The sequence below is a fragment of the Streptomyces sp. NBC_00448 genome (assembly GCF_036014115.1).
Taxonomy (GTDB): Bacteria; Actinomycetota; Actinomycetes; order Streptomycetales; family Streptomycetaceae; genus Actinacidiphila.
The window spans coordinates 5,673,557-5,692,500 of record NZ_CP107913.1; the positions used below are offsets into that span (position 1 = coordinate 5,673,557).

General features: G+C 73.9%; 18 protein-coding genes (1 of these 18 cut by a window edge). 9 read left to right on the forward strand and 9 right to left on the reverse strand.

What is annotated here, in order from left to right; translation table 11 throughout:
* Position 1 precedes the first annotated feature (1 nt).
* The 3 genes from OG370_RS24255 to OG370_RS24265 form a co-directional block, all read right to left on the reverse strand.
* The gene (locus OG370_RS24255; RefSeq protein ID WP_328467666.1) at positions 2-805 is read right to left on the reverse strand and encodes a hypothetical protein; all 804 of its coding nucleotides are present in this window, start codon (positions 803-805) and stop codon (positions 2-4) included.
* Complete coding sequence (locus OG370_RS24260; protein ID WP_328467668.1) at positions 793-1,323, reverse strand: SigE family RNA polymerase sigma factor; 531 nt, start codon at positions 1,321-1,323, stop codon at positions 793-795. The genes OG370_RS24255 and OG370_RS24260 overlap by 13 nt, the downstream gene beginning before the upstream one ends.
* 426 nt (positions 1,324-1,749) lie before the next feature.
* Positions 1,750-2,715 carry an A/G-specific adenine glycosylase gene (locus tag OG370_RS24265; protein WP_328474366.1) on the reverse strand — a complete coding sequence of 322 codons (966 nt, stop codon included), beginning with the start codon at positions 2,713-2,715 and terminating at the stop codon, positions 1,750-1,752.
* Between the two features lie 327 nt (positions 2,716-3,042).
* Between OG370_RS24265 and OG370_RS24270 the strand changes: the two genes are divergently transcribed.
* A complete protein-coding gene (locus OG370_RS24270; protein ID WP_328467670.1) occupies positions 3,043-3,885 on the forward strand; it encodes a hypothetical protein in 843 nt (280 codons plus the stop codon).
* A 56-nt stretch (positions 3,886-3,941) separates the two neighbouring features.
* Here OG370_RS24270 and disA read toward each other — a convergent pair whose 3' ends face one another.
* The gene (gene disA / locus OG370_RS24275) at positions 3,942-5,102 is read right to left on the reverse strand and encodes a DNA integrity scanning diadenylate cyclase DisA (protein WP_402450564.1); all 1,161 of its coding nucleotides are present in this window, start codon (positions 5,100-5,102) and stop codon (positions 3,942-3,944) included.
* A gap of 327 nt (positions 5,103-5,429) precedes the next feature.
* Positions 5,430-6,806: a DNA repair protein RadA gene (gene radA, locus OG370_RS24280; RefSeq protein WP_328467672.1), complete on the reverse strand. Its 1,377-nt coding sequence runs from the start codon at positions 6,804-6,806 to the stop codon at positions 5,430-5,432.
* A gap of 152 nt (positions 6,807-6,958) precedes the next feature.
* Between radA and OG370_RS24285 the strand changes: the two genes are divergently transcribed.
* Complete coding sequence (locus OG370_RS24285) at positions 6,959-8,650, forward strand: BACON domain-containing protein (protein WP_328467674.1); 1,692 nt, start codon at positions 6,959-6,961, stop codon at positions 8,648-8,650.
* A gap of 138 nt (positions 8,651-8,788) precedes the next feature.
* Here OG370_RS24285 and OG370_RS24290 read toward each other — a convergent pair whose 3' ends face one another.
* The gene (locus OG370_RS24290) at positions 8,789-9,625 is read right to left on the reverse strand and encodes a hypothetical protein (protein WP_443060734.1); all 837 of its coding nucleotides are present in this window, start codon (positions 9,623-9,625) and stop codon (positions 8,789-8,791) included.
* A gap of 179 nt (positions 9,626-9,804) precedes the next feature.
* Here OG370_RS24290 and OG370_RS24295 point away from each other — a divergent pair, with 179 nt between their 5' ends.
* From OG370_RS24295 to ilvD, 3 genes are all read left to right on the forward strand, one after another.
* Positions 9,805-10,839, forward strand: coding sequence for a Ppx/GppA phosphatase family protein (locus tag OG370_RS24295; protein WP_328467676.1), 1,035 nt, complete (start codon positions 9,805-9,807; stop codon positions 10,837-10,839).
* A gap of 263 nt (positions 10,840-11,102) precedes the next feature.
* The gene (locus tag OG370_RS24300) at positions 11,103-11,915 is read left to right on the forward strand and encodes a sugar phosphate isomerase/epimerase family protein (RefSeq protein WP_328467678.1); all 813 of its coding nucleotides are present in this window, start codon (positions 11,103-11,105) and stop codon (positions 11,913-11,915) included.
* Between the two features lie 179 nt (positions 11,916-12,094).
* Positions 12,095-13,948, forward strand: coding sequence for a dihydroxy-acid dehydratase (gene ilvD, locus OG370_RS24305; protein WP_328467680.1), 1,854 nt, complete (start codon positions 12,095-12,097; stop codon positions 13,946-13,948).
* A 39-nt stretch (positions 13,949-13,987) separates the two neighbouring features.
* Here ilvD and OG370_RS24310 read toward each other — a convergent pair whose 3' ends face one another.
* Positions 13,988-14,863, reverse strand: a complete 876-nt coding sequence (locus OG370_RS24310) for a glycosyltransferase family 2 protein (RefSeq protein ID WP_328467682.1) — start codon at positions 14,861-14,863, stop codon at positions 13,988-13,990.
* Positions 14,864-15,050: 187 nt separating this feature from the next.
* Here OG370_RS24310 and OG370_RS24315 point away from each other — a divergent pair, with 187 nt between their 5' ends.
* The gene (locus OG370_RS24315; protein WP_328467684.1) at positions 15,051-15,596 is read left to right on the forward strand and encodes a hypothetical protein; all 546 of its coding nucleotides are present in this window, start codon (positions 15,051-15,053) and stop codon (positions 15,594-15,596) included.
* Positions 15,597-15,695: 99 nt separating this feature from the next.
* On the opposite strand, the gene OG370_RS24320 is transcribed toward OG370_RS24315, so the two are convergent.
* Complete coding sequence (locus OG370_RS24320) at positions 15,696-16,382, reverse strand: SDR family oxidoreductase (protein ID WP_328467686.1); 687 nt, start codon at positions 16,380-16,382, stop codon at positions 15,696-15,698.
* An 81-nt stretch (positions 16,383-16,463) separates the two neighbouring features.
* Here OG370_RS24320 and OG370_RS24325 point away from each other — a divergent pair, with 81 nt between their 5' ends.
* Positions 16,464-17,036 (forward strand): TetR/AcrR family transcriptional regulator, encoded by a 573-nt coding sequence (locus OG370_RS24325; RefSeq protein ID WP_328467688.1) that lies wholly within the window; start codon positions 16,464-16,466, stop codon positions 17,034-17,036.
* A 127-nt stretch (positions 17,037-17,163) separates the two neighbouring features.
* Here OG370_RS24325 and OG370_RS24330 read toward each other — a convergent pair whose 3' ends face one another.
* Positions 17,164-17,574 (reverse strand): hypothetical protein, encoded by a 411-nt coding sequence (locus OG370_RS24330; protein WP_328467690.1) that lies wholly within the window; start codon positions 17,572-17,574, stop codon positions 17,164-17,166.
* Between the two features lie 183 nt (positions 17,575-17,757).
* Between OG370_RS24330 and OG370_RS24335 the strand changes: the two genes are divergently transcribed.
* Positions 17,758-18,243, forward strand: a complete 486-nt coding sequence (locus tag OG370_RS24335; protein ID WP_328467692.1) for a tetratricopeptide repeat protein — start codon at positions 17,758-17,760, stop codon at positions 18,241-18,243.
* A 121-nt stretch (positions 18,244-18,364) separates the two neighbouring features.
* A protein-coding gene (gene proC / locus OG370_RS24340) for a pyrroline-5-carboxylate reductase (protein WP_328474371.1) crosses the window boundary here: on the forward strand, positions 18,365-18,944 show its 5' portion. The gene runs 227 nt beyond the window's last position; only the first 580 of its 807 coding nucleotides appear in the window; the start codon lies at positions 18,365-18,367; the stop codon falls past the right edge of the window.

Below are 18,944 nucleotides of genomic sequence, written 5' to 3' on the forward strand. Positions count from 1 at the left end.
CCTATCGTCCCCCACTCGCACTGCCGACCCGCGCGACACCGGCCGAGGACTTGGGTTCCGCGGCGGCGGAGGGCGTCCGGGAGGGCGACGCGGTCGGGTCGGTGTCCGACGGCAGTCCCGGGTCGAGCGGTTCGGAGCTGGGCAGCGGCGCGGGCTCGGTGGAGGTCGGCTCGGGCTTCGCGGTGGGCGTCTTCGCGCCGAAGTCGAAGTAGGAGCGGGAGACCTGGAGGAAGTGGGTGGCGTGCCAGGCGTAGGTGACCGTTTCCTCACCGGTCGGATACGCCACCGCGTCGTCGGTCCGGTAGACCTCGTGGACCACCTGGAGCCGGCCGTTGATCACGCTCCCGTAGACCGGGGAGCGCTCGTCGGCGAACACGCAGCGGTACTTCGTGCCGGTCATCCGGTACACGTAGGCGGCGATGCCGAGGCCGTCGCCGCAGGTGGTGACGTTGACCACCAGGTCCGGGCCGTCGCCCGAGGTGAGGTCGCCGGAGTCGGTGTCCAGTGGGTAGGTGGCGTCGGACGCGTCGGACGGGCTGGTGCCGTCGGAGTCGTCGTCGGCGTCGCCGGCCGTGCACGGCTCCAGGTCCTCCCGCACGTCGGCGCTCACGCTGGGGTCGCGCCGCACCATTCCGGCCAGCGCGGCGGGGTCGGCGGCGAGCGCGGGCGCGCCGGTGTCCGGCGTCTTCATCGTCGCGGTGGGCGCCGGGCCCTCCTGCCGCGCACCGGTCACCGTCGTACCGCAGCCCGCGGCCGTGACGCAGGCGAAGGCACCCACGGCGGCGGTCAGCGCTATGCGGCGCACTGGCTCTCCCTCCGCGTGTACCCGTACCTGCCGTGCTCCAGCTCGTGCCGCAGCCGGGCCAGCGCCCGGTGCAGCGTGCTCTTCACGGTACCCGCCGACATCCCCAACGCACGGGCCGTCTCCTCGGTGCTGAGCTGGCCGTAGTGCCGCATGATCACCACCTGCCGCTGCTGCGGCGCCAGCACCCGCATCACGTCGCGCAGCATCTCCCGGTCGGCGCGCTGCTCGGCACCGTCGTCGACGCTCGACTCGGGCAGGTCGCCGGTCGGCACCTCCTCCAGCCGCCGGCTGCGCCACCACTCGGTCCTGGTGTTGATCATCACCCGGCGCATGTACGCGTCCGCGAGCCGCTTGTCGGCGATGCCGTCCCAGCGCGGGTAGGTACGCACCAGCGCGGTCTGCACCAGGTCCTGGGCGTCCACCGGGTCCGGCACCAGTCGCCGGGCACTGCGCAACAGGGCGTCCTGCCGGGTCCGTACGTACTCCTCGAACTCCAGAACCCCGCTGTTCGCCGCCATCTGTGCCGCCTCCACCCCGCCGATAACGCTCTACCGTTCACGGGCCGACGAGAACGCCTCCCACGGCCGCTATCGACGCTACGAACCGGATGTTGGGCTTTGGCGACCAGCACCGCACGACGACCGCACAGCAACCCATCGGTTGTGTAACAGCGCCTGGGGGAGGGGCGGAGAGGGGCGCGGCACCGATATGCGGGCGACGCCGGGCGGCGGTAAAACGGTCGCCGGGGCCGGGCGGTGGCGTCAGCGTGCGGGTGGTGCGGGCTGTGGCAGAGCGGCCCATTGCGCCGCCCGGGCGGAGGTACCCCCGCCCGGGCGGTCGAGGGGGAGCGGCGGGATCTGCCGTGACACCCTCCGGGGGTTCGAATCCCTCCGGCCCGCATCTGCACCCCCACCCGCACCGCGCACGGGAGCCGGCCGGCTCGGTCAGACCGGCAGGCGGAAGTGGTCGTCGGGCAGTTGCTCCACGAGACCGTCCGCGATCAGGCCGTCGAGCGCGCGGGCACGCTGCACGGGCTCGCTCCAGGCGGTGTCCAGCAGGGCGCGCGGCACCGGGTTGCGGCTCGCCCGCAGGATCGCCAGCAGCCGGCCGCGCACCTGCCGGTCGGTGCCCGCGTACGTCTGGCCGCGCCGCGGCGGGCCCTCGTGCGCGGGGGAGCCGGCCAACCGCCAGGCGCAGCGGGCCGCCAGCGGGCAGCTGCCGCACCGCGGGGAGCGCGCCGCGCACACCAGCGCGCCCAACTCCATGGTGGCCGCGGCCCATCGCGCCGCGGTGCTGTCGTCCTCGGGCAGCAGGGCGGCCGCGATCTTGCGCTCCGCCGCCGTCGTGGCGTTCGGCGGGTACTCCACGCCGGTGACGACCCGTGCGAAGACCCGTCGCACGTTCGTGTCGAGAACGATGTGCCGCCGGCCGTACGCGAACGACGCCACGGCCGCCGCGGTGTACTCCCCGATGCCCGGCAGGGCCAGCAACTCGCTGTGCTCGCGAGGTACTTCGCCGTTGTGCTGATGTGCTATGGCCGTCGCGGCGGCGTGCAGCCGCAGGGCGCGCCGGGGGTAGCCGAGCCGGCCCCAGGCACGGACGGCCTCGCCCGGCGACTCCGCGGCGAGGTCGGCCGGGCGCGGCCAGCGCTCCAGCCACTCCGCGTGCACCGGCAGCACTCGGTTCACCGGGGTCTGCTGCAGCATGAACTCGCTCACCATCACCGACCAGGCGCCCGCGTCGGGCCGCCGCCAGGGCAGGTCCCGCGCGTGTTCGTCGAACCAGTCGATCACGGTGCCGTGCAGGGCCCCGGCGGCGGGCAGCACGACGGGAACGGGCGCCGGGGAGTCGGATGAGGGCGCGGGCGCGGGCGCGGGTTCGGGTGCCGGCGTGGAAGAAGGGGTGGTCACCGGCGCGGGGCGGGCGGAGCCGCCGGGGGCGCCGGCCGCGGCGTCGTCCGTCGAGAGGGGCGACGCGGGAAGCTGGGTGGAGGAGAGGTCATTGCTCATCGCGGGTCGATCCTCGCACATGCCAAGGACAATGGACACGGACAGCTACCGATGTTTGCGTCAGGGTGACGACGGAGTCGGGGTGCCGCGGATGGCGCCGTGCGGCGGCGAGTTGGGGTGCCGAGAGGGGCAACTTCGGGGCGATGTAAACGTGATGATCGGCAAAGAGCGGACGTATGGCGGCGGGTGGTGCGACACCACGGTACTGATCTCCCCTAGAGTGCGTCTGTGGGCTCTGTGCGCAATCCCGTCGGACCTCTGCCATCGTCTATCTACTGGCGGCGGCGGGCTGTTTTGCTGTGCCTGCTCGCGCTGGCGGCGGCGATCGCGGTATGGGTGGTCAACTTCCGTGGTGGCGGCGGAGGCCACGGGGCGAGCGCCCCCGCCGACTCGCACACCCCGGCGGCCACGATCACCCCGGGTCCCACGCCGTCCGGCCCGCACAACGGCGGGGAGCCCGGCGGCCGCGACACCGCGCCGAGCGACTCGTCCGGCGGCTCGTCCGGTGGCGGCGACAACGGCGGTTCCAACGGCGGCGCGGGCGGCGGCTCTTCGAGCGGCGCGGGTGACGGCGGCTCCGCGGCAGGCGCGGGCACGGCCGGCTCCGGCAGCGGCGGCGCCGGCGGCGCGGTGCCGTCGCCCGGCCAGGAAGTGCCGGCCGGCTCCTCGCTGCCGACCTGCGCCCCGGGCACCGTCACGCTCTCGCTCAGCAGCGTGCGCAACTCCTACCAGCCCGGCCAGGACCCGGAGTTCCGGCTGGTGGCGACGAACTCCGGCGCGGCCGGCTGCAAGATCGACGTCGGGCCGAAGAGCGCGGTGTTCACGGTCACCGGCGCGCCGGGCGCCAGCCACGTCTGGGCGTCGGACGACTGCCCGACCACCGGCTCCCACCTGCTCCAGGTGCCCGCGCACTCCTCGATGTCCTACACGCTGCGCTGGAACGGCAAGACCAGCTCGCCGCAGTGCGCGAAGCCGAAGGGCGCGCAGGCCAAGCCCGGCACCTACCTGGTGCAGCTGCAGAAGTCCGGGTACGGCAGCAAGCAGGCGTCCTTCCAGCTCACGGACGACTGAACCGACCGGACGCCGACCGGACCGACTGAACGGCCGGACCGGCTGAACGACCGGACTTACACGTACCGTTCGAGGATCGAGGACTCGGCCAGCCGGGACAGGCCCTCGCGGACCGACCGGGCGCGGGCCTCGCCGACGCCCTCGACGGTCTGGAGGTCGTCCACGCTGGCGGCGAGCAGCTTCTGCAGGCCGCCGAAGTGCTCGACCAGCCGCTCGATGATGGTGTTCGGCAGCCGCGGCACCTTGGCCAGCAGCCGGTAACCGCGCGGCGAGACCGCGGAGTCCAACGACTCCGGCGACCCGGTGTAGCCCAACGCGCGTGCCACCGTGGTGAGTTCGATCAACTCGTTCTGCGGCAGCGCGTCCAGTTCGGCCATCGCCTCCACGACGGTACGGCTGCGCTTGGCGGTCGGCTCGGGGACGTAGTCGCGCGCGACGAGCTCGCGTTCGGGCTCCACGCCGGCGATCAACTCGTCGAGCTGGAGCGCGAGCAGGCGCCCGTCGGAGCCCAACTCCACGACGTACTCGGCGATTTCGGTGGCGATCCGGCGGACCATCTCCAACCGCTGGGCGACGGCGGTGACATCGCGCACCGTCACCAGGTCCTCGATCTCCAGCGCGGACAGGGTGCCGGCCACTTCGTCGAGCCGGAGCTTGTACCGCTCCAGGGTGGCCAGGGCCTGGTTGGCGCGGGACAGGATCGCCGCGGAGTCCTCCAGGACGCGGCGCTGCCCGTCGACGTACAGCGCGATCAGCCGCATCGACTGGCTGACCGACACCACCGGGAAGTTGACCTGGCGGCTGACCCGGTCCGCGGTGCGGTGCCGGGTGCCGGTCTCCTCGGTGGGGATGGTCGGGTCCGGCACGAGTTGCACGCCGGCCCGCAGGATCTTGGTGATGTCCTTGTCGAGGATCAGGGCGCCGTCGAGCTTGCACAGCTCGCGCAGCCGGGTCGCGGTGAACTCCACGTCCAGGACGAAGCCGCCGGTGCAGAGCGATTCGACGGTCTTGTCCATGCCGAGGACGATCAGGCCGCCGGTGTTGCCGCGGACGATCCGTTCCAGGCCGTCCCGCAGGCCGGTGCCCGGGGCGACCGCGCTCAGTGAGGCGCGCATCAGGCCGCCGTCGCTGCCCAGCCCGCTGCCGGCGCGCCCGGAGGAGTCGCCCGCTGCCCTACGAGCCGGGGCGGCGCCCCCTGCCCGGTCGTTGGCTGCCACTCTGCTCCTCACGGTCGCTGCGTTTGGGCAAAGTTTACGACTCCCTGCGGGGGGCTTGGGCGGACCCGCCCGGGGTGGGGGGTGCTGTCGGTTGAGGGACCACCTGTTTGTGGGGTGGTTACGGTGACCGCCGTCACGGTTGCGCCTTGTCCCGGGGCGCCCCCCGGTGGCCTGCTGAGCGCGCGGTTCCCCGCGCCCCTGGGTATGCCCTGTCCCTTCGGGGCGAGCACGGGGTGAGCCGCACTTACGCGGGGGCGCGGGGAACCGCGCGACAAGCCACCCACCGGGGGATGGTCCCGGGACGGGGTCCGGGGGCACCCCGGGGGGTCAGGCGCGGCGGGGGAGAGTGCGGAGGGCGTCGGAGATGTCGGCGACTTCGGTGACGCGCATGCCCGCAGGGATCTTGCCGGGGTCGGGGGGAACGAGGGCGTGGGTGAAGCCGAGGCGGTGGGCCTCGGAGAGGCGGCGCTGGACGCCGGTGACGCGCCGCACCTCGCCGGCGAGGCCGACCTCGCCGACGGCGACGAGGTTCTTCGGCAGAGGCGTGTCGATCGCGGCACTGGCCAGCGCCAGCGCCACCGCCAGGTCGGCCGCGGGCTCGGTGAGCTTCACCCCGCCGACGGTGGCGGTGTAGATGTCCTGCTTGCCGATGGACTTGATCCGGCCGCGCTGTTCGAGGACGGCCAGCATCATGGACACCCGGGAGTTCTCCAGGCCGGAGGTGGTGCGGCGCGGGGAGGGGATCTGGGTGTCCACGGTGAGCGCCTGCACCTCGGCGACCAGGGGCCGGCGCCCTTCGAGCGTGACGGTCAGGCAGGTGCCGGGCACGGGTTCGTCGCGGCGGGTGAGGAAGAGCCCGGAGGGGTCGGCGAGCCCGGTGATGCCCTCGTCGTGGAGCTCGAAGCAGCCGACCTCCTCGGTCGCGCCGTAGCGGTTCTTCACCCCGCGGATCAGCCGCAGCCGGGCGTGCCGGTCGCCTTCGAAGCTGAGCACGACGTCGACCAGGTGCTCCAGCAGCCGGGGCCCGGCGATCGCGCCGTCCTTGGTGACGTGGCCGACCAGCAGCGTGGACATGCCGCGTTCCTTGGACGCCCGGATCAGGGCGCCGGCGACCTCGCGGACCTGGGCCATGCCGCCGGGCGCGCCGTCGATCTCGGGCGAGGCGACGGTCTGCACGGAGTCCAGGACGAGCAGGGCCGGCTTGACGTCGTCGAGGTGGCCGAGGACCGCGGACAGGTCGGTCTCGGCGGCGAGGTAGAGGTGGTCGGCGAGGGCGCCGATCCGGTCGGCGCGCAGCCGCACCTGGGAGGCGGACTCCTCGCCGGTGACGTAGAGCGTCGGGTGCTGCGGCCCGGACGCCTTCGCGGCCACGTCGAGCAGCAGCGTGGACTTGCCGACCCCGGGCTCGCCGGCCAGCAGGACGACGGCGCCGGGCACCAGGCCGCCGCCGAGCACCCGGTCCAACTCGGGTACGCCGGTGGAGCGGGCGGTGGCCTGGGTGCCGTCGACCTGGGCGATCGGGCGGGCGGCTGATGTCACCCGGCCGGGGGCGGTGGTGCGGACCGCGGGTGCGCCGCCGAACTCCTCGACGGTGCCCCAGGCTTGGCACTCGCCGCAGCGGCCGAGCCACTTCACCGTGGTCCAGCCGCACTCGGTGCAGCGATAGGAGGGACGGTCCTTGGACGCGGGTTTGCGGGTGGCCATGCGGTTCACCGTAGCGGGCGGGGCGGACAACCGCGTTCACTCGTACGTGTGACCGTCCTGTCCCCTTTTTGTGGCGGATCATTACCCATATGGGTTAAACAAGGCCGGGAGTGCTGAACCGAGGGCGTTCACGGGCCTACCGTCGCCCGGTGATGAGCAGGCAGGAAAGCCCCAACCCGACGCAGAGCACCGGAGCCCACCGCAAACACCGTGCTCCGGCCGGACGGCCGTGTGCCGACGCGGAGCCCGAGCGGGCCGGCCGGGGGCACGGCGGCCACCGTGAGGGCCGTGCCCGGCGGCCGCAGGGCACGCTGCCCATGCAGCCTCCGGCGCACTACGAGCCGTATCTCGACGGCCTGTTCACGTACTGCCTGTCCATCCTGTGCGAGCACGACGCGGCGTCCGGCGCACTCGGCGAGGTGCTGGCGCTGGCCGAGCGGCAGCGGGTCAGGCTGCGCGACCCGGGGCTGCGCAGGCCGTGGCTGTACGCGCTCGCCCGGTGGGTGTGCCTGCGCCGGCTCGCGGCGGGCAAGCCGGTCGCGCCGCACACCTCGGAGTCGGTGGCCGAGCAGCGGCGGGCCCAACTCGCCTCGCTGGCCTGGCCGGAGTCGGCCGGCACCAGTCCGGAGCAGCGTGAGGCGCTGGAGCTGGCGGTACGCCACCAGCTCGCGCCGCGTGAAGTCGCCCATGTGGTCGGGCTCGACGCGGAGGCGGCCAGGACCCGGCTGGCCCGGGCCGCCTGCGAGGTGGAGCGGACCCGTACGGCGATGGCCGTCGTGGACACCGGCAGCTGCCCGGAGGTGGCGCAGCTGGCCGGGGACACGCAGGTGCTGCTCGGTACCGCGCTGCGCACCGAACTGGTCCGGCACGTGGACGACTGCCCGGTGTGCCGGCGCACCGCCGAGCGGGTCGTCGCCGACGGGCCGTGGCCGGGCGCGGCCGACGCCGCGGCGGTGCTGCCGCTGGTGGAGGCGCCGCGCTCGGCGGCGTACGCGGCGCTGCTGCACGCCATGGACACCGGGTTCGGGCGGGCCCGGGAGTCCACGCCGCGCTTCGACCGGCGCGGCTTCCCCACCGACCTCGGCGACAAGGCGGCCCGGCGGGCGGTGCTGCGGCACCGGGCGGTGACCACCACGGTGGTCGCGGCGGTCGTCGCCGCACCCGTGCTCGCGGTGTGGGCGGCCTACCGGGCCACCCCGCTGGGCGAGAACTCGCACGACGGGCGCAGCGCGTCCGCGCCGGACGGGATCGACGGGGTGCCGTACGAGAAGGCGGGGAACGCCGGGCCGTCACCGAGCGCGCCCGCCGCGCCGGAGGGCTCGGGGGCGCCGTCGTCCGCGGGGGCGCCGCAGGACGCGACCGTGGCGGTCAGCGGGGGCACGGCGCCGCCGGCCTCCTCGGTGGCCAAGGGCGCGGGGTGGCTGGAGGTCGCGGCGCGGCCCGGCTACGGGCGTACGTACGTCACGCTCACCGCGGGGGGCGCCGCGCCGGTGACGTGGGCGGCGGCCACGTCCGCGTACTGGCTGGAGTTCTCGGCGCGTTCGGGCACCTTGAAGCCAGGGGAAACGGTCACTCTGGTGATCCGGGTGGACCGCTCCCTGGAGCCGTCCGGGTCGTGGTCGGCGCAGATCCGGTTCACGCCGGGCGACGCGACGGTCACCTTGCAGGGGTCCTCCCGGCGGTCGGTGCCACCGGTCTCCGCGTCGCCGACCGGGGGGAGCACCGAGAGCAGCTCCCCGCCGCCGAGTTCGTCCTCTCCGCCGCCGAGCAGCACCCCTCCGACGCAGTCGGCCACTCCCACGGACAGCTCCACGCCTTCCGCATCGGCGACCGCCTCCGGGTGAGTCCCGGCCCACCGGCCGCCAACGACTTCCGCCGACTCTCTTCCGCGACTGCCCGGCCGGGCAGTCGCGGAAGAGAGTCGGCGGGTGAGCGGGCGGGGGAACCCTCGGACACAGGGAACCCCCGGACACAGCCCGCGGCTACTCCCGGGCGGTCGCCGGGTCCGCCGGGTGCGGTGCCACCAGGGGCAGCGCGGACGCCAGCCGCGCCTCGCACAGCGCCGCCAGTTCCGCGTACCCGGCCGCCCCCATCAGCTCCGTGAGCTCGGGCCGGTAGGAGACGTAGACCGGCTCCCCGGCTCCGTGCGCGGAGGTCGCCGAGGTGCACCACCAGTGCAGGTCGTGGCCCCCGGGGCCCCACCCGCGCCGGTCGTACTCCCCGATCGACACGACCAGCACCCGGCTGTCGTCGGGCCGGTCCATCCAGTCGAAGGTGCGGCGGATCGGCAGCTGCCAGCACACGTCGGGCTTGGTCTCCAGCGGTTCGCGGCCCTCGCGCAGCGCGAGCGCGTGCAGCGCGCAGCCCTGCCCGCCGGCGAACCCGGGCCGGTTGGAGAAGACGCAGGCGCCGTCCACCACGCGGGTCTGCCGCTCGCCGTCCTCGTTCTCCTCGGCCCAGAACCCGTCCGCGCCGGTGCCGATGTCGTGGAACTGCCAGTCGTCCGCGGTGAGCCGGGCCACGTGCCCGGCGACCCGCTTCTCGTCGTCGTCGTCAGAGAAGTGCGCGCCGAGCGAGCAGCAGCCGTCCTCCGCCCGGCCGGCCACGATGCCCTGGCAGCCGCTGCCGAAGACGCACGTCCAGCGCGAGGTGAGCCAGGTCAGGTCGCACCGGAAGACCTGTTCCTCGTCGGCGGGGTCGACGAACTCCACCCAGGCCCGGGCGAAGTCCAGCCCGGCCTCGTCGGGCACGCCTGCCTTGCTCGCCGCGGTCGTCCCGGCGCTCTTCTTCGTGCCCTTGCGGGTCTTCACCTTCGCCACGCGCCCAAGCGTAAGACCGTAATGCGCCGAATGCGGTCACGCGGGTCCGGGGCGCCGGACCGGAGCGGGCCGGCGGATGCGAAGACGGGCGCCGAACGCAGGTGCCGGACGCGGCGCCGAATACGGGCGGCGGCGCCGGCCGGCGCCACCCGGGAGCGCCGCTGGCTACAGTGCTGCCCATGCGACTGGGAGTGCTCGACGTGGGTTCCAACACCGTTCACCTCTTGGTGGTGGACGCGCACCCGGGCGCGCGGCCGCTGCCGGCGTACTCGCACAAGGCCGAGCTGCGGCTGGCCGAACTGCTCGACGTGCGCGGCGCGATCGGCGGGACCGGGGTGGACCGGCTGGTGAGCACCGTCGCGGACGCGATGCGGGTGGCGGAGGACAAGGGCGTCGAGGACGTCCTGGCGTTCGCCACCTCCGCGATCCGCGAGGCCGCCAACGGCGAGGAGGTGCTGGACCGGGTCGAGCGCGGGACCGGCGTACGGCTGACGGTGCTGTCCGGTGCCGACGAGGCCCGGCTGACCTTCCTCGCGGTACGCCGCTGGTTCGGCTGGTCCGCGGGCCGGCTGCTGGTGCTGGACATCGGTGGCGGCTCGCTGGAGGTCGCCTTCGGCATGGACGAGTACCCGGACGCGGCCGTCTCCCTGCCGCTCGGCGCCGGCCGGCTGACCGGCAGCTGGCTGCCCGGTGACCCGCCCGCCACCGCCGACGTGCGCGCCCTGCGCAAGCACGCCCGGGCCGAGATAGCGCGTGCGGTGCCGGAGTTCGCCCGGCTGGGCCGCCCCGACCACGCCGTCGGCACCTCCAAGACGTTCCGCCAGCTCGCCCGGATCGGCGGCGCCGCCCGCAGCGCGGACGGCCTGTACGTGCAGCGCACGCTGCGGCGCGAGGTGCTGGAGGAGTGGGTGCCGCGGCTGGCCGCGATGAGCGCCGCCCGCCGCTCCGCGCTGCCCGGCGTCTCCGAGGGCCGCGCCCGTCAACTGCTGGCGGGCGCGCTGGTCGCCGAGGGCGCGATGGACCTCTTCGACGTCGACGAGCTGGAGATCTGCCCGTGGGCGCTGCGCGAAGGGGTGATCCTTCGCAAGCTCGACGTGATGGTGGGCGAGGTGGCCTCGGCCGCGCGGGACCGGGCCGCGGGGCCCGGCCCGGCCGCCTCCTCGGTGGCCCCGGAGGACCTGCCCGCCTCCTCGGTGGCCCGCCGCCCCGCCTGAGCCGGCGCCGCCGCGGGCCTCGTACGAGCGGTCGCCCGCAGGCGAACGGCCGCGCGCGGTCCACGTGGCGCGTGTCATACGAGGGCCGTCCGGCGGCTCCACGAGCGGCCGGACGGCGGTCGGCCGGGCGCTGTCCCACCGGCGGCGGTGCCGTTCGTCCGGCCGGTCGCCGTACGCTGGCTTGCGTGCCAGAAGCAGCGGACCGACCCGAGGCGCGCGACGCCCGCCGAGGCCGTGTCGCCGCTGTGTCCGGTATTTCGGGAATGCGCGATTCGTCCGGCAGGAAGGACGTGAAGGTCGCGCTGTCCACCGCCTCGGTCTACCCCGAGTCCACCGCGACCGCGTTCGAGATCGCCGCGCGGCTCGGCTACGACGGCGTCGAGGTCATGGTGTGGACCGACCCGGTCAGCCAGGACGTCGAGGCGCTGCGCCGGCTGTCGGACTACCACCAGGTGCCGATCCTCGCGGTGCACGCGCCGTGCCTGCTGATCACCCAGCGGGTGTGGTCCACCGACCCGTGGACCAAGCTCCTGCGGGCCCGCGCCGCCGCCCAGCGGCTGGGCGCCTCCACCGTCGTGGTGCACCCGCCCTTCCGCTGGCAGCGCGGGTACGCCCGCGACTTCGTGCGCGGGGTGTGGCGGATGGCCGACGAGACGGACATCCGGTTCGCCGTGGAGAACATGTACCCCTGGCGCTACCGCGACCGCGAGATGCTCGCGTACGCCCCCGACTGGGACGTGACCAAGGAGGACTACCGGCACTTCACGGTCGACCTCTCGCACGCGGCCACCTCGCGCAGCGAGGCGCTGGAGATGGCCGCGCGGATGGGCGACCGGCTGGCCCATGTGCACATGGCCGACGGCAACGGCTCGGCGAAGGACGAGCACCTGGTGCCCGGACGCGGCTCGCAGCCCTGCGCGGAACTGCTGGGCGCGCTGGCCTCCGGCGGTTTCGGCGGGCACGTGGTGATCGAGGTGAACACCCGGCGGGCGATGTCCGCGGCCGAACGCGAGGAGGACCTCGCGGAGGCCTTGGCCTTCACCCGGCTGCACCTCGCCGCCGTCAGGGTGCCCTGACCCTCCCTGCCGGCCCGACCCCCCCTCCGGCCCGGGGCCACCATGCGGACGGGACGTCCGAATCCTGGGCCGCGGGCGTAGGCTCGTCGTCCAGGCAGTCGCGAGTCCCGGCAGCGCAGACTCGTACGAGCGACGTGGACCCGAGGGGCGAAACCCGGGTCCAAGAAGGAGGGGAAACCGTGCCCGAGCTGAGGTCACGTACGGTCACCCACGGCCGCAACATGGCCGGCGCCCGCGCGTTGATGCGCGCGTCCGGCGTCGCCAACTCCGACATTGGCAAGCCGATCGTCGCGGTCGCCAACAGCTTCACCGAGTTCGTACCGGGTCACACGCACCTCCAGCCGGTCGGCCGGATCGTCTCCGAGGCGATCCTCGCGGCGGGCGCGGTGCCGCGCGAGTTCAACACGATCGCCGTGGACGACGGCATCGCGATGGGCCACGGCGGCATGCTGTACTCGCTGCCCTCCCGCGACCTGATCGCCGACTCCGTGGAGTACATGGTCCAGGCGCACTGCGCGGACGCCCTGATCTGCATCTCCAACTGCGACAAGATCACCCCGGGCATGCTGATGGCCGCGCTGCGCCTCAACATCCCGACGGTCTTCGTCTCCGGCGGCCCCATGGAGGCCGGCCGCGCCACCCTCGTCGACGGCACCGTCCGCAAGCTCGACCTGATCAACGCGATCTCCGACGCCGTCAACGACGACGTCTCCGACGAGGACATCCTCCGCATCGAGGAGAACGCCTGCCCGACCTGCGGCTCGTGTTCCGGCATGTTCACCGCCAACTCGATGAACTGCCTCACCGAGGCGATCGGCCTGGCCCTGCCCGGCAACGGCTCGGTGCTCGCCACCCACACCGCCCGCCGCGCGCTGTACGAGAAGGCCGGCGCCACCGTGGTGGACCTGGCCAAGCGGTACTACGAGCAGGACGACGCGTCGGTGCTGCCGCGCGCCATCGCCACCCCGGCCGCCTTCGAGAACGCGATGGCGCTGGACATCTCGATGGGCGGCTCCACCAACACGATCCTGCACCTGCTGGCCGCGGCCCAGGAGGCCGAGGTCACCTACGGCCTCAGCGAGATGGACGAGGTCTCGCGCCGCGTGCCGTGCCTGGCCAAGGTCGCGCCCAACGTGGCACCCGGCGGCACGTACTACATGGAGGACGTGCACCGGGCCGGCGGCATCCCCGCCATCCTCGGCGAGCTCTACCGCGGCGGGCTGCTCAACGAGGACGTGCACACCGTGCACTCGCCCTCGATCAAGCAGTGGCTCGACACCTGGGACGTGCGCGGCGGCTCCCCGTCGCCGGAAGCCGTCGAGCTGTGGCACGCCGCCCCCGGCTGCGTCCGCTCCGCCGAGGCGTTCTCCCAGTCCGAGCGGTGGGACATCCTCGACACCGACGCGGCCGGCGGCTGCATCCGCGACGTCGAGCACGCCTACTCCAAGGACGGCGGCCTCGCGGTGCTGCGCGGCAACCTCGCGGTGGACGGCGCCGTGGTGAAGACCGCGGGCGTCGACGAGTCGATCTGGACCTTCGAGGGCCCGGCCGTCGTCTGCGAGTCGCAGGAGGAGGCCGTCGAGAAGATCCTCGCCAAGCAGGTCACCCCCGGCGACGTGGTGGTCATCCGCTACGAGGGTCCGCGCGGCGGCCCGGGCATGCAGGAGATGCTCTACCCGACGTCCTTCCTCAAGGGTCGCGGCCTGGGCAAGGTCTGCGCGCTGGTCACCGACGGCCGCTTCTCCGGCGGCACTTCGGGCCTGTCCATCGGCCACGCCTCGCCCGAGGCGGCCTCCGGCGGCACCATCGCGCTGGTCGAGGACGGTGACCGGATCAGGATCGACATCCCGAACCGCACCATGGAACTGCTCGTCTCCGACGAGGAGTTGGCCACCCGCCGGGAGGCCCTGAACGGCGTGTACGCGCCCCGCGACCGCACCCGCCACGTCTCCACCGCGCTGCGCGCGTACGCGGCGATGGCGACCAGCGCGGACAAGGGCGCCGTGCGCGACGTCACCCTGCTGGAGCGCTGAACCCCGCCTCGCCGGGCCCCCGTTGATAGATCGGCGCGATCAGATCAGCGGGGGCCGGCCGAGCCGGGCCATCCGCCACGCGGTGGACCACCGCATCGGGCGGCGCGGCGGGCACGGCGTACGCACGCCCTCGACGAACCCCGCGCACCACGCCTTGAGCCCGGCCCCCGACCGGGTGCGCGCCACGGTCAGCGCCGTCCACACCCCCAGGTACGCGGGCACCAGCAGCACCGGAAGGTGGCGCTTGGCCAGCCAGACCCGGTTCCTTGCGAGGTTGCGGTAGTAGACCGCGTGCCGGGTCGGCGAGGTCCACGGGTGCTGGAGCACCAGCTCCGGCGCGTACCGGACGTTCCAGCGCGCGTCCAGCGCGCGCCAGGCGAGGTCCGTCTCCTCGTGCGCGTAGAAGAACGGGTCCGGCCAGCCGCCGATCTCGTCGAGCATCCGCATCGACAGGCCGTGCCCGCCGCCCAGGAACGTGGTCACCAGCCCGCCGCGCATCGGATCGGACGCCCGCAGCCGCGGCACGTGCCGGCGCGCGGTGCGCCCCCGCTCGTCCGCGATCCGAAAACCCACCACGCCCAGCCGGTCGTCGGCCTCGTACAGCGCGCACAGCCGGGTGAAGACGTCGGTGCCCAGCAGCAGCCCGTCGTCGTCCAGGTCGACCACGACGTCCACGTCGCCGAACTCCCGCAGGGCCTCGATCGCCACGTTGCGGCCGCCGGGAATCCCGAGGTTCTCGCTCAGCTCGACCGTGGCCACCTCCTTGGGCAGATCCGGCAGAGGCGAGCCGTTCCCCACGACCACCACCCGCGTCGCCGGGGTCTCCTGCGCCGCCACGGACTCCAGCAGCGCGAGGAGTTCCGCGGGCCGGGTGCCCATCGTCAGAATGGCAACACCTACACGAGGGTGGCGCACGGGTGAAGTCTCCGTTCCTCGGGTCCGACCCGCAGATGCTAACGCCACGGCCTCCGCAACCCCGTCGCGAATCCACGAGCTTTAACGGCTCTGGGGCTACTCCTGACACGGAACGGGTCCGCGCCGCGCCGGTGACCGGGCAGGCGGCCGGACGGGCGCGTCGGGCCGATCCCGCATAATCGATGACGTGAGCGACACCCATGGGCCCGGCGAGGACCGCGACCGTACGGCCGGAGCCCCGCGGCCCGAGCCGATCCGGTTCTTCGGGACGACCTGGGTCGGCCACAACGGCGGCTACGCGCTGCGGCGGGTGGGCGTGGCGGTCGGGTCGCTGGTGAGCGCGGTGATCGGCGCGCTGGTGCTGCTCTTCGGCTTCCAGGGCCTGACGGACGCCGACGTCGGCCTGTTCGTGAACGTCCTGGCCATCGCCGGTTTCGCGGTGTGCAGCGTGCTGATGTTCGTCCGAACGTGGCGCGGCTACGTACGCATCCGCCCCTCGGCGGCCGGCGCCGACCCGGACACGGGCGGCTCGATGCAGGGCCTGTACGTGATCGGCTTCGTCGGCGCGCTGCTGGCGTACTTCGTGCGGAGCCTGTACGAGGCGCCGGGGGAGCGGCTGCTCCGGGCGGAGTACGAACAGGCGCGGGAGCAGTACGAGCGCCGCCGGGCGCAGCGCACCGGCAACCCGGCCGGCCGCGGCAAAGTCCGCGGCGCCGCCAAGCGCCGCCGGTAGCGCCGCGGCCCGGCCGCGTCACCGTATCCGCGCCCCTTCACGGCCTCGCGCCCTCGGTCGCGCCGCCGTCCGCCTGCCGCGCGCCGCCGTGCACCCTCCTCACGCCACCGTGAACCCGCCGTCCACCGGCAGGATCGAGCCCGTCACGTAGTCCGCGCCGATCACGTAGCGGATCGCGCCCGCGACGTCCTCGGCGGTGCCGACCCGCCCGGACGGGACGGACTCCGCGGTGGCGGCGAACTGGGCCGCGCGCTGCTCCTCGGGCAGGAACGCCCACCAGTCGGTGTCGATGACGCCCGGCGAGACCGCGTTGACCCGGACCGGGGCGAGGTCGGCGGCCAGCGGGGAGACCATCCGCTCGATGGCGCCGTTCACCGCCGCGAGCCCGGCCAGCCCCGGCAGACCGGCGCGCGCGGACGCCGCCGAGAGCAGCGTCACCGAGCCGGTGACCCGCGCCCGCTGGACGGCGAACAGGTAGGCGAAGAGCTTGCCGTCGAACGCGGCGCGTATGTCGGCGAGTTCGGTGTCCTTGATCGGGCCGACGCCGACATGGCCCGAGCTGAAGGCGAGCACCAGGTGCTCGAAGGCGCCGATCCGCTCGAAGAACGCGGCGACCGCGTCCTCGTCGGTCCCGTCGACGCGCTCGGCGGTCAGCCCCTCGGCGGCGGCCGCCGATAGCCGCTCCCGGTTCCGCCCGGTCACGACGACCTCGGCGCCGTCCGCCCGCAGCGCCCGGGCCGTCGCGAGCCCGATGCCGGCCGTGCCGCCCATGATCACCACACGCATGTCCGTGCTCCCTCGTTGATTCGATACGCGATGTCTCGTTTCTATATCGAGACGTACCGTCTTGTAAAGTAAGGTGAGCGCATGACGGGTGACCGGCGGCCGGGGCGGCCACGCAGCGAGGCCGCGCGCCAGGCGATCCTGGGCGCGGCGATGGACGAGTTGAAGGAGCGCGGATACGCCGCGCTGACGGTGGAGGGCATCGCCGCGCGGGCCGGCGTCGGCAAGCAGACGATCTACCGCTGGTGGCCGTCGAAGGCGGACGTCGTGCTGACCGCCCTGCTCGACCTGTCCGAGACGACGATCACGGTGCCGGACGAGGGCTCGCTGGCGGACGACCTGAGGGGATTCCTCGCCGAGACCTTCCGGCAGCGCGGGCAGCGGCCGGTGCTGGCCGGCCTGATGGCGCAGGCGCTGCTCGACCCGGTCTTCGCGACGGCGTTCCGGGAGCGCTTCCTGTTCCGGCGGCGCGCGGTGCTCCGGGAGATCCTCGAACGGGCCGCCGCCCGCGGCGAGATCGCGCCCGACCTCTCGCTGGAGCTGCTGATCGACGTGGTCTACGGCGTGCTGTGGTACCGGCTGCTGATCGAACACGCGCCCCTGGACGACGAGGCGGGTCGTCGGCTCGCCGACCTGGTGCTGCGGGCGGTGCGTTAGCGGAGCCGGTGGGTGCTGGGGGAGTCGGTGGGGCGGGCGCGGGTCGCCGGCGGTCGCCCCCGTACGCGTACCGCCGTCGCCCGCGAACCGTGCCCGCGGTTCGACGCCCGCGGAGGGTGCTCGCGCGCTACGCCCGAGACCTGCTGAACGTGCCCGCGACGCCGACCACCGCCGCCACCACGGCACCGTGCCACAGGCCGGTCCACACCGACCCGAAGAGGCCCTGGCTGGTGAGCACCTGCCGCACCACCACGTCGGTCAGGAACATCATCCCGGCCGGCACGGCGGCCACCTGCCACGGGTGCGAGCGCGCCCAGCGCCTGATGCGGTGGTCCCGGCCGGCGCCCCGCGAGGAGTAGCCGAGCACCGAGCCCGCCCCGCCCACGCAGAAGAACAGCAGCGCGGCCACCGACAGCGCGCTGCTCAGGATGCCGAGCCCGAAGTGCCCGCCCACGAGGTGCAGGACCAGCGACACTCCACCGCCCAGCGCGCCCACGACGGCGGCCGGCCGCCAGGGTCCGAGGGTCACGGAAGCCACGGCCAAGTGCCGCTTCTCCGCGCCCGATACAGAGATTTCACGGGATGAACGACTCATACCGCAACGGTCCACCCCGCCCCGCCCGCACGCCATAGGGGATGACCCTGAGCCGCCCCCTACCGGTCCCTACCGCCCCGGGAGTACCCGCCGTACGGCGCGACCCCGTACGGCATGATGACGGCCATGACCTCGTACGACGCGCACGCCGCGGCCGAAGCGACCCGGCTGCGCGAGGCAGGGGACCGCGACGCCCTGCTCGCCCTCGCCGCGCGGCACCCGCAGGACCCCGCCGTCGCGTACCAGACCGCCTGGCTGCACGACCGCCTCGGCCTCGAAGCCGAAGCCGTCCCGTTCTACGAGACCGCGCTCGCCGTCGGCGGCCTGGACGACGAGGACCGGCTCGGCGCCCACACCGGCCTCGCCAGCACCTACCGGGTGCTGGGCCGGTACGACGACGCGCTCGCCGCCTTCGACCGCGCCCTCGCCGAATACCCGGGCGACCCGGCCCTGACCGCCTTCCGCGCGATCGCCCTGCACAACCTCGGCCGCTCCGGCGACGCCGTGGCCGACCTGCTCAAACTCCTCACGGCCACCAGCTCCGCACCCGCCGTCGCCCGCTACCGCCGCGCGCTCGACCACTACGCCGACCACCTCGACGAGACGGTCTGACCCCCGGTTCGCCTGCCCGAGGAGTGGACGCGGCCACCACCTCGCCCCCGCCCCTGCGAGGATGACCGGACAGGGAGCCCCGTACCGCTTGAGGTGAACCGCCATGACCGCCACCACCGCCCTGACGCAGACCGTCGCCGTGCTCGGCACCGGGAAGATCGGCGAGGCGCTGCTCTCCGGGATGATCAGGGCCGGCTGGGCCCCCGAGGACCTGCTGGTCACCGCCCGCCGCACCGAACGCGCCGAGGAACTGCAGACCCGCTACGGCGTCGAGGCCGTCGGCAACGCGCACGCCGCCAAGACCGCCGACACCCTCATCCTCGCCGTCAAGCCCCAGGACATGGGTGCCCTGCTCGCCGAACTCGCCCCGCACGTCGGCGCCGACAAGCTCGTGATCAGCGCCGCCGCCGGCATCCCCACCGCCTTCTTCGAGGAACGCCTCACCGAGGGCACGGCGGTCGTCCGGGTCATGCCCAACACCCCCGTGCTCGTGGACGAGGGCATGTCCGTGATCTCCGCGGGACGGCACGCCGACGAGACCCACCTGGCGCGCACCGAGGCGATCTTCCAGCCGGTCGGCAAGACCCTGCGCGTCCCCGAGAAGCAGCAGGACGCCGCCACCGCGCTCTCCGGCTCCGGCCCCGCCTACTTCTACTACCTGGTCGAGGCGATGACGGACGCCGGCATCCTGCTCGGGCTGC

Excerpts from the sequence above, each read along its gene's own strand:
- OG370_RS24320 (WP_328467686.1), bottom strand. The coding sequence starts at position 16,382 with ATGCGTGTGGTGATCATGGGCGGCACGGCCGGCATCGGGCTCGCGACG.
- OG370_RS24300 (WP_328467678.1), top strand. The coding sequence starts at position 11,103 with ATGCGCGATTCGTCCGGCAGGAAGGACGTGAAGGTCGCGCTGTCCACC.
- OG370_RS24295 (WP_328467676.1), top strand. The coding sequence starts at position 9,805 with ATGCGACTGGGAGTGCTCGACGTGGGTTCCAACACCGTTCACCTCTTG.
- OG370_RS24285 (WP_328467674.1), top strand. The coding sequence starts at position 6,959 with ATGAGCAGGCAGGAAAGCCCCAACCCGACGCAGAGCACCGGAGCCCAC.
- radA (WP_328467672.1), bottom strand. The coding sequence starts at position 6,806 with ATGGCCACCCGCAAACCCGCGTCCAAGGACCGTCCCTCCTATCGCTGC.
- OG370_RS24325 (WP_328467688.1), top strand. The coding sequence starts at position 16,464 with ATGACGGGTGACCGGCGGCCGGGGCGGCCACGCAGCGAGGCCGCGCGC.
- OG370_RS24335 (WP_328467692.1), top strand. The coding sequence starts at position 17,758 with ATGACCTCGTACGACGCGCACGCCGCGGCCGAAGCGACCCGGCTGCGC.
- OG370_RS24260 (WP_328467668.1), bottom strand. The coding sequence starts at position 1,323 with ATGGCGGCGAACAGCGGGGTTCTGGAGTTCGAGGAGTACGTACGGACC.